The organism is Xenorhabdus doucetiae (assembly GCF_000968195.1).
GTDB lineage: Bacteria > Pseudomonadota > Gammaproteobacteria > Enterobacterales > Enterobacteriaceae > Xenorhabdus > Xenorhabdus doucetiae.
The window spans coordinates 3,655,853-3,671,576 of sequence record NZ_FO704550.1 but is presented as its reverse complement, the minus strand read 5'-3'; the positions used below and the strand labels follow the sequence as shown (position 1 = coordinate 3,671,576).

Annotated in this window: 18 protein-coding genes; all 18 read right to left on the bottom strand. The window is 49.0% G+C overall.

Features of this window, described 5'->3' with window-relative positions; all coding sequences use genetic code 11:
- Positions 1-360 precede the first annotated feature (360 nt).
- Positions 361-1,620, bottom strand: a complete 1,260-nt coding sequence (locus tag XDD1_RS16065) for a beta-ketoacyl-ACP synthase (RefSeq protein WP_045972733.1) — start codon at positions 1,618-1,620, stop codon at positions 361-363.
- Positions 1,617-2,348: a 3-ketoacyl-ACP reductase FabG2 gene (locus XDD1_RS16060; RefSeq protein WP_045972731.1), complete on the bottom strand. Its 732-nt coding sequence runs from the start codon at positions 2,346-2,348 to the stop codon at positions 1,617-1,619. The genes XDD1_RS16065 and XDD1_RS16060 overlap by 4 nt, the downstream gene beginning before the upstream one ends.
- Positions 2,345-2,824 (bottom strand): ApeP family dehydratase, encoded by a 480-nt coding sequence (locus tag XDD1_RS16055; RefSeq protein ID WP_045973733.1) that lies wholly within the window; start codon positions 2,822-2,824, stop codon positions 2,345-2,347. The genes XDD1_RS16060 and XDD1_RS16055 overlap by 4 nt, the downstream gene beginning before the upstream one ends.
- Before the next feature lie 17 nt (positions 2,825-2,841).
- Positions 2,842-4,017, bottom strand: a complete 1,176-nt coding sequence (locus XDD1_RS16050) for a beta-ketoacyl-[acyl-carrier-protein] synthase family protein (RefSeq protein ID WP_045972729.1) — start codon at positions 4,015-4,017, stop codon at positions 2,842-2,844.
- 3 nt (positions 4,018-4,020) lie between these two features.
- Positions 4,021-4,584, bottom strand: coding sequence for a DUF3261 domain-containing protein (locus XDD1_RS16045; protein ID WP_045972727.1), 564 nt, complete (start codon positions 4,582-4,584; stop codon positions 4,021-4,023).
- Complete coding sequence (locus XDD1_RS16040) at positions 4,581-6,905, bottom strand: MMPL family transporter (RefSeq protein WP_045972724.1); 2,325 nt, start codon at positions 6,903-6,905, stop codon at positions 4,581-4,583. Before XDD1_RS16040 ends, XDD1_RS16045 begins: the two co-directional genes overlap by 4 nt.
- Positions 6,877-7,479 (bottom strand): LolA family protein, encoded by a 603-nt coding sequence (locus XDD1_RS16035; RefSeq protein WP_045973732.1) that lies wholly within the window; start codon positions 7,477-7,479, stop codon positions 6,877-6,879. Before XDD1_RS16035 ends, XDD1_RS16040 begins: the two co-directional genes overlap by 29 nt.
- 17 nt (positions 7,480-7,496) lie before the next feature.
- Positions 7,497-7,919: an acyl-CoA thioesterase gene (locus XDD1_RS16030; protein ID WP_045972722.1), complete on the bottom strand. Its 423-nt coding sequence runs from the start codon at positions 7,917-7,919 to the stop codon at positions 7,497-7,499.
- Between the two features lie 4 nt (positions 7,920-7,923).
- Positions 7,924-9,639 (bottom strand): glycosyltransferase family 2 protein, encoded by a 1,716-nt coding sequence (locus XDD1_RS16025; RefSeq protein ID WP_045972720.1) that lies wholly within the window; start codon positions 9,637-9,639, stop codon positions 7,924-7,926.
- Entirely contained in the window at positions 9,630-9,989 is a 360-nt protein-coding gene (locus XDD1_RS16020) for an ApeI family dehydratase (RefSeq protein ID WP_045972718.1), read from the bottom strand. The genes XDD1_RS16025 and XDD1_RS16020 overlap by 10 nt, the downstream gene beginning before the upstream one ends.
- A complete protein-coding gene (locus XDD1_RS16015; protein WP_052705732.1) occupies positions 9,976-11,361 on the bottom strand; it encodes an AMP-binding protein in 1,386 nt (461 codons plus the stop codon). The genes XDD1_RS16020 and XDD1_RS16015 overlap by 14 nt, the downstream gene beginning before the upstream one ends.
- Complete coding sequence (locus XDD1_RS16010; protein ID WP_045972714.1) at positions 11,358-11,921, bottom strand: COG4648 family protein; 564 nt, start codon at positions 11,919-11,921, stop codon at positions 11,358-11,360. The genes XDD1_RS16015 and XDD1_RS16010 overlap by 4 nt, the downstream gene beginning before the upstream one ends.
- Positions 11,922-11,970: 49 nt before the next feature.
- Positions 11,971-12,219, bottom strand: a complete 249-nt coding sequence (locus XDD1_RS16005) for an acyl carrier protein (protein WP_071827286.1) — start codon at positions 12,217-12,219, stop codon at positions 11,971-11,973.
- 14 nt (positions 12,220-12,233) lie between these two features.
- A complete protein-coding gene (locus tag XDD1_RS16000; protein ID WP_045972709.1) occupies positions 12,234-12,491 on the bottom strand; it encodes a phosphopantetheine-binding protein in 258 nt (85 codons plus the stop codon).
- A gap of 18 nt (positions 12,492-12,509) precedes the next feature.
- Positions 12,510-13,301, bottom strand: a complete 792-nt coding sequence (locus XDD1_RS15995; RefSeq protein ID WP_045972707.1) for a 1-acyl-sn-glycerol-3-phosphate acyltransferase — start codon at positions 13,299-13,301, stop codon at positions 12,510-12,512.
- Position 13,302: 1 nt separating this feature from the next.
- A complete protein-coding gene (locus XDD1_RS15990; protein ID WP_045972706.1) occupies positions 13,303-14,022 on the bottom strand; it encodes a beta-ketoacyl synthase chain length factor in 720 nt (239 codons plus the stop codon).
- A gap of 13 nt (positions 14,023-14,035) precedes the next feature.
- Positions 14,036-15,109, bottom strand: coding sequence for a methyltransferase (locus tag XDD1_RS15985; protein ID WP_045972703.1), 1,074 nt, complete (start codon positions 15,107-15,109; stop codon positions 14,036-14,038).
- A gap of 112 nt (positions 15,110-15,221) precedes the next feature.
- Complete coding sequence (locus XDD1_RS15980) at positions 15,222-15,611, bottom strand: hypothetical protein (protein WP_045972701.1); 390 nt, start codon at positions 15,609-15,611, stop codon at positions 15,222-15,224.
- Positions 15,612-15,724: the final 113 nt, after the last annotated feature.

The following is a 15,724-nucleotide window of genomic DNA, read 5'->3' as shown; positions in this document are numbered from 1 at the left end:
TACTGTCGTCTCCACATAAAAAATCAGTCAGAAATGCGCTGCTTCTCATCAAGAACTTGCCGAATGGCGGTCAAGATATAGGCCAAGGACTGGAATATATCTGGGTGATTTAAGCAGTAGGTCAGTGACTCAATAACCTTGAGTGGTGCGGACTATAGCCCTTTCTTACAAAGAGATACAACGAGAAAAACTGATACTCATGAGTGAAAAGATTTATGGAAAAAGGGAATATAAAGGAACGATGACGATGAGGTTTCGACAAATGGTTTGGAGGCTCATGTCGCTACCAAAATGGATAATAAGCCTGACAAAGCGCCGATTTTGAACCGGTGCTTTGTCAGCGGTCTTAACGCACTAAAACTAAGCCCAACGCCGGATCACAATCGAAGTATTGATCCCACCAAAAGCAAAGTTATTGCTTTGGATAAACTCGGTTTGGATGTTACGCGGCTGGTGGATAATATAATCTAACTCACCACAAGCGGGATCAATCTGGTTGAGATTGATAGTCGGGGCAAACCAGCCTGCATTCATCATTTCCAGGCTTAACCATGCTTCAAGGGCGCCACAAGCTCCCAGAGTATGGCCGAAATAGCTTTTCAGTGAAGAGATAGGTGTTTGGTTGCCAAAAATATTGGCGGTGGCGTGGCTCTCAGCCACATCCCCCCGATCGGTGGCAGTACCGTGGGCACTGATGTAACCGATATCGGCTGGCTGTAAGCCCGCGGATTTCAGCGCCATTTCAATGCATATTTGCATCGTTTCGGATTTTGGCTGGGTGATATGGGAAGCGTCACAGTTAGTGGCAAATCCGATGATTTCACCATAAATTTTGGCGCCACGCGTTTTGGCGTGTTCCAGTTCTTCGAGGATCAATGTCCCTGCACCTTCACCAATCACCAACCCGTCGCGATGAACATCAAACGGGGAAGGGGTGGTTTTGGGGGCTGCATTTTTCTGGCTGGTGGCGAATAGCGTATCAAACACGGCTGCTTCGGATGGACACAATTCTTCGGCTCCGCCTGCCACCATAACCGTTTGATAGCCATGACGGATAGCTTCCCACGCATAACCAATCGCTTGGCTACCCGATGTGCAAGCACTTGAGGTGGGGATCACCCGGCCGCGCAGACCAAAGAACAGGCCGGTGTTAACGGCAGTGGTATGCGGCATCATCTGCACATAAGTCGTGCCCGTAATGTTATTGGTGTGCTTTTCCGTCAGCATGGTTGCAAATTCGCTGACAGGCTTGGTACTGCCTGTCGAAGAGCCATAGGCAATGCCGGTTTCTCCGTTGGTCAGTATGGGATCACCAAGCAAACCTGCCATCTCCAGGGCCAGCTCTGTGGCGCGTGTTGACATCAGGGAAACCCGTCCCATGGAGCGAATGCGCTTGCGGGTATAGTGTTCGGGCAACATAAAATCCGTGACGGGTGCGCCGAGATGGGTATTAAGCCCGTCATATTCAGCCCATGCCGGCATCTGTTGAACGGCGTTGATCCCCGCTTTCAATCCCGCGGAAACCGATAGCCAATCCTGTCCCAATGCGGTAATGCCACCCATGCCGGTAATCACTACCCTGCGGGGCCTTTCCTGATGGGATGTCGCATTATGGCTCATAGCATCCCTCCGTTGATTGAGATGACCTGACGAGTCACATATCCCGCAATATCAGACATCAAATAACTGGCAAGACCCGCCACTTCATCCACTTGTCCCATGCGTTTCATTGGGATCATATTCATCGCTTCTTTCAAGGCGGCTTCTTCCATTTGAATCATGTCTGTCCCAATCAGGCCGGGCGCAATACAGTTCACGGTGATTTTTCTTTTCGCTAATTCGATGGCCAGCGCTTTTGTTGCCCCGATAATACCGGCTTTCGCGGCGCTGTAATTGACTTGTCCGCGGTTGCCCATCAAACCCGATACGGAGGATAACGTGATGATACGCCCTCCCTGACGCAGGCCGATCATCGGCATGATGCAGGGATGGATAACATTGTAGAAGCCATCTAAATTGGTATGGATGACACTATCCCAGTCATCGCCTGCCAGTGCCGGGAACGCCCCATCTTTGGCAATCCCGGCATTGCAGACGATGCCATAGTAAGCACCGTGGGTTTCGATGTCTTTTTCCAGTACTGCACGGCAGGCAGTGCGATCCGAAACATCAAAATTCAGTGTACGGCCACGGCCTCCGCTTGCCTGAATGTGTTCCAGTGTCTCCTTCGCACCCTTGGCATCGCGGTGATAATGCACAACGACCGTAAAACCCTCCGTCGCCAGTCGGCAGGCAATCGCCCGGCCTATCCCTTTGCTGGCACCGGTCACGAGAACTGAACGCATTATGCTACTCCATCCTGTTTATTTATGAGTTGTATAAGTTCTGTTTTGTTAGGTTGGTAGGTGTTCAGGCGGCCTGTCACCAGTACAGTGCCATAACAACTGATTTCACCTTCAAAACTGCCAAATTTTTCATCTTGCAGTAATAAATTCATCTGAATATCCAGTACGCTGCCTTGTGTGAAAGCAGGCACTTGGCAGCGTACTGCACGTCCGCCCAGTAACATGCCTAATGCGGAATCTGCTTCTTTTCTTTCTTTTCGGTGCCAGCCAGACCAGACACCAATGGCCTGAGCCATCATTTCAATGGCAAACCAACCCGGCAGGTGACCATCCTGATTGAGAAAGGGGGATAGCACACCGTCTCGGCTGACGGTAACCTGACAATGAACATGGTTGTCGGATACGTTGATCACCTGTTCCAGTAACACCATCGGTGCCTCATGGGGAAGATAACGATCCACGGGTAAATAGCGATCCACGGGTAAATAGTCAGGCATTAAGCCACTCCCAATATCAGGCTGGTATTGTTTCCACCAAAGGCAAAAGAATTTGACATGACAATCGGTTTTTCCAGTGGTTGTGATTGGGTCAGCAAACCACAAGCCGGCAGGGCGATATCAATGCCTGAGCGGGTAAAATCTTGAGCAGGTAGCGGTAAGTGTCGTGTCAGCAGTAACCAGCAAAGCCCGGCTTCACAGGCACCTGCGGCTCCCAGAGTATGGCCGGTTAAATACTTGGTCGAACTGCATGGGGTATTTTCACCAAAAATCTGATTGATGACGATCGACTCCATCTGGTCATTTAATTTCGTGCCGGTTCCGTGCAGGTTGATATAACCTATCTCTGCCGGCGAGATCCCGGCCTTTCTCAAGGCCATATTGATCGCTGCAATGGCGCCTCTCCCTTCAGGATGCGGGGCTGACATATGCCATGCGTCACTGGATTCTCCCACACCAAGTAAGGCTATCGGTTGAGGTTCTCGCGTTAGTAGCAGCAAGGTGGAGGCTTCTCCGATGGTGATGCCTTGGCGATCCTGACAAAAGGGTTCACACAAGGTTGGGGACAGGGATTCCAGACTATCGAAGCCATTGATTGGCATCCGGCTCAATGTGTCCGCACCTCCCACAATCGCGGCATCCACCAGACCCATTTCAATCAGGCGTTGACCGCTGATAATCGCCCGTGAACTGGATGAACAGGCGGTAGAGAGGGTAAATGCAGGCCCCTCAATAGCAAGGTAACGGGCAAGGAAGCGGGAAGGATCACCCAATTCCTGCTGGTAGTAGTGGTAATCGTGGTAAGACCCATGTGATTGCTGGTAGACCGTGCGGCTGACATGCTGATCACCCTCATCAAGGCCAGATGTACTGGTGCCCATGATCACGGCGATGCGCTCCCGACCATGACGGGCGATGGCTTCGTCCACTTGTGGCTTTATTTGCATCAAGGCAGCCAGTAACAACCGATTATTGCGGCTGTTGTGTTCAGACAGCATGTCAGGCATGGCGGGCAATTCAGCGTCAACGCCTCCCAGACAGCAGGTTTTGCCAGGTTGTAACCAGCCAGAGCGCTCATACATGCCGGGGGCTTGACCGAGCACGAGATTCTGCGCAATGTCATCCACGTTATCGCCCAAGGCATTGAGCATACCTACGGCAGAAATATAAATCATGTTTTACTCTTCCAAATGCTGAATGGCGATGTCATAACCAAAAATGAACTGCCGGACGTGAATCGGACGTCGTTTGCCATTTGGGGCATCATAATGAATCTCTGTGATTAATTTCCCTTTTTTGTCATGTAGCTGGCGCAGGTTATCACTGTCCTTAAGTGTCCAGCCATCGGGTAGCCGGTTCTGCCAGGCAGAAACAGGCCAATAACTGAGCATAATATCGGCCAAAACTTGATTGGCGGGAGGAAGTTCCGGCAAGACAAGGGACTGTTCGGTATGAATACCCTGTTTGTCGTAATCCAATTTGAACAACCGGATACCCAGTGAAGAGAGTCCGGCCAGCGACAGGTGTTGTTCATTGGCGTTGAGCAGCACAATCAACGATTGTTGTTTGCCTTTTACGGTAGCGGTTAACAGTTGCTGTTCATTAATCACCGGCGTTATTGTCGGTTCCGGCAATGAAACCCGTACACCCGGTTTCAGCCACGCACTGGGGCTGCCATCTTGCGGAGAGTTCGTACACGCTGCCAGCAGGCAGGTCAGGGACAGGATGAATAACCGTATCATGATTGCTTTTTCCTTTTTTGGCGCTCAGGCATGGCCAGTGGGGATAGCAGGAAAGCGGTCAAGATCCCGCTGCATAACACGATGCCAAAGCTACTGATGGCTTGGGTGCTACTGAATATCAACATGCCCAGTGTGAGCAATGAGGTACACATTGCCACGCTGATCGCCAAGAGTGAGGTCAGCGGCGTACCACGGGGATTGCTGAAAAACAGGCTGTAGTTGATGCCAATGCCAAGCACCAGCACCAGAGCCAATATGGAAAATAAGTTCAGGCTATGACCACTGAAACCGAGCACCGCCATCCCACAGCCAAGGGATAGCAGGGACGGCAATAAACTGATGGTTCCGCGACGCAAGCCGAGCCGTACCAGATAACTTATGGCGATCAGTACAATAGAAGCTGCCAGCAACCCGCCAAGCAGGGTTCGGTAAAATTGAAACATCTCATCGAAAGCCAGCTTGCGATCAACCCAACTGACGCCTTGCTGTTTTTCTGCCAACTGGCGCATCAAAACGCTGTCTTTAACGCCGTTGACAGGCAGCAGGACGCCACTGTGACCATTTGGCAGGGTTATCCACATCAGACGCCAGCCTTCACTGACCACACTGTTGAGCCAGTCATTTGGCGTGACGGTCATGGGGTGGAGATCCGGCGGTTTGATTGCCAGCCCGGCTTCTGTCAGGCGAGCCATGATATTGGGGGTAGCGGCTTTGATCAGCTCAAGATCTCTGTGTTGCTGAACAACAGAGGAGAGCGGGAATCGTTGGTAATGACTGAGATTACCTTGCTGTTTTTCTGCCTCTAATTCAGGGATAAAGGATTCCAGTCGTTGCAACGTTTTTTCTGCGTCATCACCGTAAATAACGAACCATTTTTGATCGCTTCGTTGTCCGGTGAGTGCAGCAATGCGTTTTTCCTGTTGATGGATATCCTGTGGCAGCGCCTGTAATTGGGCAATGTCATCATTGACTTGCAAACGGAACATGCCCAGTAGTGCAAAAATCGCCAGTACGGCAGGCAGGCCGATATAAAACCGCCGATTGTGCCGCCATAACGCCAGCCAACGCAGTAATATGATCATGGCGGGGACAGGGCGCACTGGCAGGGTTTTAGCCAACCGGGGATACCAACAGACGACGGTCAGGCAGGAAGCGGTCAAACCCGCCGCCGCGAACACCGCCAACTGGCGTAAGCCGGGGAAGGGGGCAAACATCATGATGAGATAGGCAATAACCGTGGTTGCCAATGCCATCAATAAGGCTGGCAAAACCTTCCGCATACTTTGCCACGGCGTCACTTCCTGACCATGTACCATGCGTTCGGTGAGATAGTAAATGGCGTAGTCCGCAGAAATGCCGATGATACTAAGGCTCATCACCAGCGTCATAAAATGAAGTTCGCCAAAGATCCCCAACGTCACTACCGTTCCTGCCAGCGCGCCAATACTGATGGATAGCACACACAGCAACAATGGTTTCAGGGAGCGAAAAACCCCGTAGATAAGTAGTAAGACACCCAGCACGGTGGCGCTGCCCAAGGTTGAAATATCGTGTTTTGCCTGCTGGGTCGCGTAATCACTGTAAAACAGGGTTCCCCGTGAAATCACTTCGGCGTCAGGAAATTGAGCTTTCAGCGCTTGCTGCAACTGACCCAATTCAGTGACAGCATGATGCCCCTGCTGCATATCAAAGGAAGCGCTTTTTAACTCCCCGTGAAGTAAATACCAGCTTCTTCCGGCTTGATCTTTGGCCACTAACCAGCCGTTCTGGAGCCGCAATTGGCTGGATGTCTGTTGCAGTGCCAGTTGTGAGCCTCTGACCAGCATCAAGGGATCGTTATTCAGCTCCTGCCCGCTGACGCCGGAAAATGCAGAATAAACCTGAGACAAAACCCAGTTTGCTTGCTGATTGCCGTCATCTGCCAGTCTGGCACGGGTAGCAGGATCGAGCATCGCATTACGGTGTTCATAGTAAAAACGCCCCCATGCCTGTTGCTGTTCTGCCGTCATTGGCCCTTTGACATGGGTCAGAAACGGTGCTTTTTGCAACTGTGCCAGCCAATATTGGGCGGGCGCGCTATCCTCTTTTTTCCCCGGACTCACCATCCACACCAGTTGGCGATCAAGACGTTGCATAAACTCTTCTTGCAAGGCGGGTGGCATGTTTCCCGCACTTTGTGCCGGTAATAATGCCAGTACACTGGTGGAAAGACGGGATTGGGGCAACAGGACGGCCATTAATACCATCAAGATAGCGCATATTAGCAGCCAGAATCGTGCCAGCAGACGTGGCTCAGAATGTGAAGCGTTGCTCTTCTTCATGGCTCAGCGTCTCTGGTGTTAATTGGTGTCGGGTAAAAGCAAGCTCGGTACGATCACCTTGGCGATCCGTCAGTAAAATAGCATCAAGGTTAGCCTGACCGTTCAGCGTAATCGCCGTGAACAGTTTATCCAAAGGCGAGGTTTTGGGTGTCAGTACCAAGCGCCATTTTCCCTGCCCAAGGTCATTGAACTCGATGTTGAAATTTTCTTCCAGTACCGCACGATCGGCCTGAAACAGCGCCCGCATCAAATGGTTGAACTGAAACAGTTGTGGATTGGAATCGGCGGTGATCACTTGGGGTGTTTGCCCCGCCATCACTTGCACCATACGGTTATCATCCAGCACCAGTGTCAGTGGAAACGGTTTTTGCTGATGCCACCATAGCCCTTTATAGTGTGAAACCAGCATTTCACCGCTGGAAGACAGGGGTTGAGGCATGCCTTGGATTTGTCGCACTTGGGTGAAGTGCGCTCTTACGACGGGCTGGTGAGCGAACCGTTGTTGCAATTCATCAAGGGTAATGGCCTGTGCCACGTTATTGAGTGTCAGCAAACTGGTTGTCAGAAACAGCAGTATCCCGCGCCATTTTTTCACGGCTTGACCCCCATGCGTTCAAACAGAATATCCGGGCTGACAAAGCTCATTTCCCGTGTTGCTTGAGAAACGGCGACCTGAATGGTATAGCCTGTGGTGGTTTTCTCTCCGCTGGCGGCATCAAAAACCTGATAAGCGATTTTCAGGCGATTCTCAAACTCTTCGATGGTGGCCCTGACACGTATTTTTTGTTCAAAGGACACGGAGGCTCGGTATTTGATTTTGGCGTCAACGACAGGCCAAACATAGCCGGATTCACGCATTTCCCGATAACCATAATGGATTTGGTTCATCAGGGCCTCGCGGGCAATTTCGAAATAGCGGAAGTAATTTCCATGCCACACCACGCCCATGGGATCAGCATCATGAAATGGCACCGTTAGTTCAACCTCAGCAGTAAAACGAGGATCAGTCAGCATTTTTTTATTCCTTATTTGTCCGGGCAGATGGCAATTGCCAAAAGTCGAAAAAATTAAACCAATCAAGCGGGGATTGCAGGGCATAATGTTCCAATCGGGAAGCGTAGCGATCCACCGCTTGCTGCAACGCCTGTTCTCTTTGTTGACGTGGCAGTTCCAGCGGATTGGCAAAGTGCTCACAATAAATTTTGAATTGGTTATTTTGCCGGAGAGCGAACATCAACAGCACCGGGCAGCGCAACACCGAAGCGAGGATAAACGGCCCTTGCGGAAAGGGAGCCGGATGACCGAGAAATTGACTCCATACCACGCGCTGGGTGTTGGCTCGCGAAAGATTAACGGCAACCCGATCACCGACAATGGCTACCCATTCGCCGGCATCAATTTTTTCTTTCAACAGGATGGCGGTATCAGCCCCGACATCCGTTACCGGCAATAAATTGATCCCCGCCTGTGGTGAGACTTCTTCAATGATCTGTTTGAACCGTTGAGCATGTTCAGTAAAAACCAGTGCATTGATCGTCTGTTTACCCGCTCGTTGAGCCAGTGCCCGGCAGACTTCAATATCCCCCAAATGTGAAACCAACAACAGTTTCCCGCTGGCATCGCCATCTAAAAGCGTCTGTTCTGCTCCCTGCGCAAACGCAATATCTTTGCCCCATTTTAGGTCACCCCGCCAGCTTGCGATTTTATCCAGCATGGCTCTGCCAAAACGCAGATAGTGGCGGTAACTATTAAGGTGTTTTGGCATAGCGATGCCCTTGTGTTGCAAGGTTTGTTTCAGTCGCTCAAGGTATTGGCGCGATGCCTGCCGCTGCGATCCACCCGTTGCCCAGAAATAGCCAACAACCGGGTAAAGCAGACACTCAAAGGGCTTGCGTCCGAACCCTCGGTAAACGGCCAGCATGAACTTCATGCCAAGCAACCCCTTGCGTTCTTGAATATCTGACCAATGACGGTGCTTACGCCATAACTGTTTACGCCATAATAGCGAAGGAATGCGCGGTAACATGCCGAAAAACAGGCGGGTGTGCATCCATGAGATACTGAGGTTATCCCTCAAGGCATCGAAATGAGACAGGCCATTTTCAGGATAAGTGACTTTTGTCGGCACAAATTGACTTTCTGTTCCCTGCCAATAGAGCCGCACCATGATTTCGATATCAAAATCCATGCGACGGCCAACTTCTTTGTTCGCCAACAGTTGCAGCGTCGGTGCCAATGGATAAACCCGAAAACCACACATACTGTCTTTGATAGATAAAGACAGTGTTTCCACCCAAACCCAGAAATGGGTGATATAGCGTCCATACAGGCGGGATTTTGGCACGGAAACATCATATTGTGGGCGGCCGGAAATTAAGTGATTGGGGTACTGCCGCGCCTTTGCCAAAAACAGGGGAATATCTTCAAGACAGTGCTGACCATCGGCATCAACTTGTAAAGCATGGCTATACCCTGAATCTGCGGCTGCCCGCATGCCTGCCATGACAGCTCCGCCTTTGCCCTGATTGTGTTCAAGGCGGATAAGCGTGACATTCGGCGTGGATTTCGCCAAACCTTCAAGGCAATGCTGCGTTTCAGGCTCACTGCCATCATCCACGATAAAACAGTGGAGATGATAAGGGGATAATCTTTCCAGTACCGCAGGCAGGGTTTTGCCGTGGTTATAACAAGGGATCACCACGCAGGGCGTCATCGTATTCACGCTCAACGACATAACTTTATCTTTCCTTGGCTGGCAGTCTGGCCTTCGCTGCCGTTGTGGGTATCCAGATCATAACGGAAGGTCAGCAGGTGTTTTTTTTCATCCCAGTTGATTTTCAACAACAGTGTGTTACCGGGTTGCAGGGGAAACTGGAATTTCACCATTTCAATCGAAGAAAAAGACCAGCCCGGTGCCAGCAAGGTTTGGGCATAGTGCATGACCCAATCGATTTGAGCCACGCCCGGCAGAAGGGGTTGCACGGGAAAATGTCCCCGGAACCAATCCAAAGTGGGGTCTAAATACAGTTGTATCATGGCTTCATGTTGAGCAGGTTGCTCGCGGTGAATTTCAATGGGTTTCATTAAATAGCTCCTGTAATGCAGGCCATGAGCGCTTGCTTTGGGCATTCAAGGGAATGGTTTCGACGACTCGCCAATAACGCGGTAATGCGACAGGTTCCAGCCAAGGCTTTAACTGGTGACGCCACGCTTTTGCCAGCTCGCGAATGCCTTGCTGCTGATAATGTTGGTAGGTTTCATGCTCTAACACGACGACCGCCCCAATGTGATTGCGTTTACCCCGATTAATGGGCAATACAGCCGCATCCGTGATCCCAGAAATTTCACACAGACGGCGTTCGATTTCTGACAGGGAGATGCGCTTTTCTTCAATTTTCACCAGACGGTCCCGACGCCCCAATAAGGCAAAATTCCCTTGGTCATCGAAGACCAACTGATCGTCCAGCGTCAGGCCAGCGGGATCAGGCAGTAGAGGCGAAGAAACACGTACACGCTTTTGGGCATCCTCCTGAAATGAAACACCTGCAAATGTCGTCCAGATTGCGTTGTCCGTTTTACGGCTTCGCCAGGCCATGATGCCCGTTTCGGTACAGCCATAAATTTCATGAGGAGGCGTATTGAGCCACCGCGTTGCCCGTTGTGCATAGGCAAAATGCAAAGGCCCACCCGCAGAGACGACAAAAGGGCAATCCGGGGCGGGAAGTTTATCATCAAGCCGTTGCAGAAAGGCGGGGCTACTGATCAGGGCACAGCGCGGGCTATGGGTTAGTTGTTCGGGAAATTCCACCATTTTGCGATCAAATGGTAACCCCAGTGACATGGGCAACCAGATGCGGAAAGTCAAACCATACAAATGCTGGTGGCTGACCGAGGATCTGATCACGCAGGATTGCAGCTTATCGCCCCACAGAGCAGCCAGCCATTGGGATTCAAGATCCATGACTGCCACGGATTTAAGGACTTGTTGAGGAACACCGGTTGAACCTGACGTGAACATCACTAAAGTGGCATCAGGCGGAATGGCTGGCAATGTGATATTAAGTGCAGTTTTGTCTGTCGCACCCATCTCTGGATTAGGGGGGGTAATCTGCCAGCAAGGGCAGGACAAGGTCAGCGGCAGATCCGTCAATACACCGTCAAACAGGGGTTGTTGTTCCTGCAATTGCGCTTCGCGGCAATGACCCGGAATCACCGGGATCTTACCCGCATGTAATGTTGCCAGCAGTGCGACACAGAAGTCATAGCTGTCATTAAAACACAGTGCCCAGCGGGAAGCTGCGTGCAGGTTTTGCAGGCGTAGATATAACGCGGTGACATCCTGCCGAAGTTTATTCAGGCTGACAGTATGATCGATCGTATGATCCCCCCAACTGACTCGCCTGTTGGGGCAATTGTCTTCCGATAGCCATTGGGAGATTGATCGTGCTTTTATCATTTTTTTACCCGTTGGCGTACCAGCCATTCAATGGAAATGAGCAACCCAATTAATAGGTAACTCACTATTCCGTTCCACAACGTCCACAACGTCATATCGCTATACAGGCAAGTTCCAAGTGCGACTGTGCCATTGAACATAAAGAACAGGCACCAGAGGTAAGTCACTTTACGTGTATAGATAACGCCTTCTGGGGGTAAATCAGGCTCTTTGATCCGCGCCATCCTTTCAATGACAGGTGGCCCATAACGCAAAGAGCTGCTAAACAGGATCAGCAGAACAGCATTCACAACCACGGGATAGTACATAAGAAGTTGATGATTGCGCAGGAATAAACTGGCCAGCCCCAAGATTATCCCTGCTATGGGCAATATCCAGCCGGTTTTCGGCTGATTGTGAGTCTGATGTTTGCTTAACCATAGTCGCAAAACAAAAAACAGAATAATGACAATTAACATGGCATGAAATTGACCGTAGTTAACCATCGCGAAGACCAAGAAAGGCCAGGCGATTAACATGACGGTATTGGCAATGCGGAGCAATAAAATCAATAACTTCAATTAACTACCCAAATGTTTGCTGTTTGTTTTGCTGATGGTTTATGGCTGATTATTGTTCTTTCAACAACTGTTCTACCGCATCCACGACATCCTGTACGGTACGGACAGACTTGAATGCTTCCGGTTTGATTTTGCGTCCGGTTTTCTTCTGTAAGTGGACAACCATATCAACGGCATCAATACTGTCGAGTTCCAGATCTTCATAGAGTCGTGATTCAGGCGTAATATCTTCGGCAGACAGTTCAAATAACTGAACCAATAACTGAGAAACTTCCTGAAAAATCTTTTGTTTTTCCATGATGGCACCTGCTCTTATGCTTTCTGTGATTGGATGTAAGCGGCCAGTGTAGCGACAGAAGTGAAGTGTTGACGCATCTCTTCGCTTTCAGAGGAGAGTACGATGCCATAGCAATTTTTTACTGCCAGCCCCAGCTCCAGAGCATCGATTGAATCTAAGCCTAAGCCGTCACCAAACAGGGGGGCATCGGTCTCAATCTCCGCAGGGGTAAGATCTTCCAGATTCAGGGTGTCTATAATCAATCGTTTTATTTCAATATATAACTCTTGCATCATCGTATCCGATATCTATTAGTTTGACGGTGTTAGTAATTGAGTAAGCTGGCGATTGAGTTGGCGGGCAGCGACGGCGTGCCCGTTTTCTGTATCAACCGCAAAATCTGCATTGGTGAGTTGATCACCAATAGTAATCGTATAAACGGGTTTTTTCGGTGGGATTTGATACCACTTGCTTTTTTTATCCAGCATCTTTTGGCTGCAAGTAATATGGATGATCCGTAAATCGCACTCACATCGCACGGCGATATTGGCGGCACCTCGTTGAAGTGAAATGGGATGGCCGGGCGTTGTGCGCGTGCCTTCTGGAAAAATCAGGATATTGTGACCGGAAACCAGTCGATCGCGGCAGACAGGGAGCAAAGTTTCTGCATCACGGTTGATCAGGTAACGTGCTGAACGGATTGCGCCGCTGACAAAAGGGTTACGCAGCAATGCTGCTTTTACGATGCAATCCACATCGGGCAGTTTCGAGGCCAGAATAACGTAATCCAGCAAGGTTGGGTGATTAGCAACAATCAAACAACCTTTATCCACACGGAGTTTATCCAATCCCCTGAAATGGTAATCCAGTACACCTAATTTTCGGGTCAGAAAAAGGAACAGACGAAAACTGAATGAAATGCTATGACGTGCAAGATGGCAACGCTTGTCTTCATTGCGTTGAAAAATCAGCAATAAATTAAACCAAATCAGGGAGAGTAGTAACCCACCTATACCAAACAGGGCAAAACAAAATCCGGTCATGAGCAGACGCCAGAACCAGTTAATGCGCCCAGTAATATTGGCTGAAATCCTTTTCATCATCTTATCGGCTCCAATTCCACTGACAATGATCCCCTGAGACAACGAAATGTTGTTCACCTCGTAACCAGCCATGAAGAAACTGGAGGCTTTGAGGAAGGCTGGGTTCTGTTTCCATGGAAGACTGCTTGGTACAGCTCAAACCAGCGCCTTGTTCCAGCAGCAGAGCGACCGCAAATGGATAGGTTGGGGTCTTGGCATCGATGACATTGTGATAAAAGCCGGGGATCTCACCCTCAAAATCGACGAATAAGACCTTACGATGACCCGCATGGATCAATGTTAAGGCTTCAAACAACCCTTGCTGAAAACTGTCAATACCTGCCGAAACGGAAGAGGAAACCAAGGGTGCTTTAGCGACAATGGTTAAATTTCCGACAGAGGAATTATGAACTGACATGGCAAAATTGGTTGGCGAAATACTCTCTTGTTGCGCCAAGTTTTGCAATATCTGGTAATTGCGCTCCAACTCGCCATGACGACTGGTATAGACAATGGCATCGACTTGATGGCGACGCAGGAGGCTTAAGCCACAGTCCACGGCAAGACGACTGCCGGAGCTTAAGCGGCGGGCTGTCATCATCGGTAATTGGGTACACTTTTCTAATGGCCGTGATTTATCAATAGCGGCGGGTAATGTCGCAGACCATGCTTTCCACTCCTCAGTAAGAGAAAGCCCCGGGGCGATGGCTTGCCAGTCTGTAATATCCAATGTCAATTTCATGAAATACCGTTCGTTACTGCTTCTTGCAGATCAGTAATGTATGACCCAGCCCTAACTGATCAATTTGGTTTTCTATTACCAACCCGGCTTTATTAAGGAATTGGGTAAAATCATCAATGCTGTAAAAACGACTATTACCATTTGCCATACAAGTAAAATAAAGCGAGGTCGCATTGAGGCTATAAGCTGCTGCTTCAAAAGGCTGGCAATCCCAAAACAGTTCCATGATGCAAATTCGTGCATCAGGTTTCATCGCTGCGGAGATCTTGCGTAAAATGCCTATAATTTGATCTTCGGAAAAACAATCCAAGAATTGGCTCATCCACCAGATATCTGCTTCTGTGGGTAAGTTGTTATCCGACAGCATATCAACAGGATAGCCAAAAATACGATCAGCCATACCTTGGCTGCGTATATTTTCTTCAGCCAATTTTATTTGCTGGGGTAAATCCAGAATAGTGACGCTGACTTTACTGTCATATTGGCAGCAGCGCAATGCCCATTTTCCTGTATTGCCACCGACATCATAAATCACCTTAGGATTCATGGAAAAAACCGTTTTCAACGCTGCACTAAAGGCGACATCAGAATAAAAATGATCAAATGAAAACCAACTTGTTTTTGCAGGTTCGGGTAATTGACTTAGGGCAGGATAAATCGTTGGCCATTCACCGAACACTTTTAATCCGGCAGGCTTATTTTTCAGAAGAGATTCTTTCAGGTAAAATAGCCCTTGATAACAAACGTCTTGAGTGAAATCCATATTGACGCGGGTCATCTTGTCATGTAGTAAATAATGCCCAATCTTGCTGATGAAATAATGGTCATCTTGTTTAATAATAATTCTGCCACTTAATCCCATATCCAGCAAAATACCTACACCGTAGCTGTCTAACGCGGAATTTCTGCAAATCTCATCTTTAGTTGCCCCATTTTTAGGGTTTTTATCCAAGAAAGATAAAATCCCGCAATCGCGCAGTCCAAGTGCAGTTTGAAATAGCATAGGGGCGAAAGCAATGCGTTGGGCTTCTGTAATCGCCTCAAGTGCACTGAGTTCATCTTTGTCATAATTATAGGGTGAGGTCATATATCCATATATCCGATAGGTAGCATATAGCCAGAAAGTATATTGACAAACTAAAGCCTATCCCGCCACGTCAGGATGTTTTATTTATCGGGATAGGCTTTAACATGGATGTTTATTGATTAGCCAGCAGGGCCAAATTTAATTGAATATCTCTATCCAAGTTATTGACCCAACGGTTATAGTTGCGGTGAATTTTTCCGTTATTTTCTCTTAGGTTATGGCTGTTGACATAATTGATAGAGTAGGTCTTGGCGGTATAGTTGATACGTATTTTGACGTCATGTTCCCGATTTTTCAGGAAGCCATCAATAACGCCGGGAGAGACTTCTGCCATTATCCATTTGCGTTTCTTACCCGCTTCCAAAATCGCTTTTTTCACGGAAGGTAGGGAGTTTTGGGTCATGATAGTGGTTTGGGGAGTTAATATGGGGACGTTACGGGCACAACCCGCGAGCGTGACAACGCAAGCCAGACTGATTAATAGCTTATGTGAAGTTTTCATTATTTTTCTCTTATTAGATGAAACGAGATAGATTGTAAGATAGTGATGTTACGCAAAATAGTTTAAATAAATTCTTACAATACTGCTATACCTTATAAACTGCAAATTGCAGC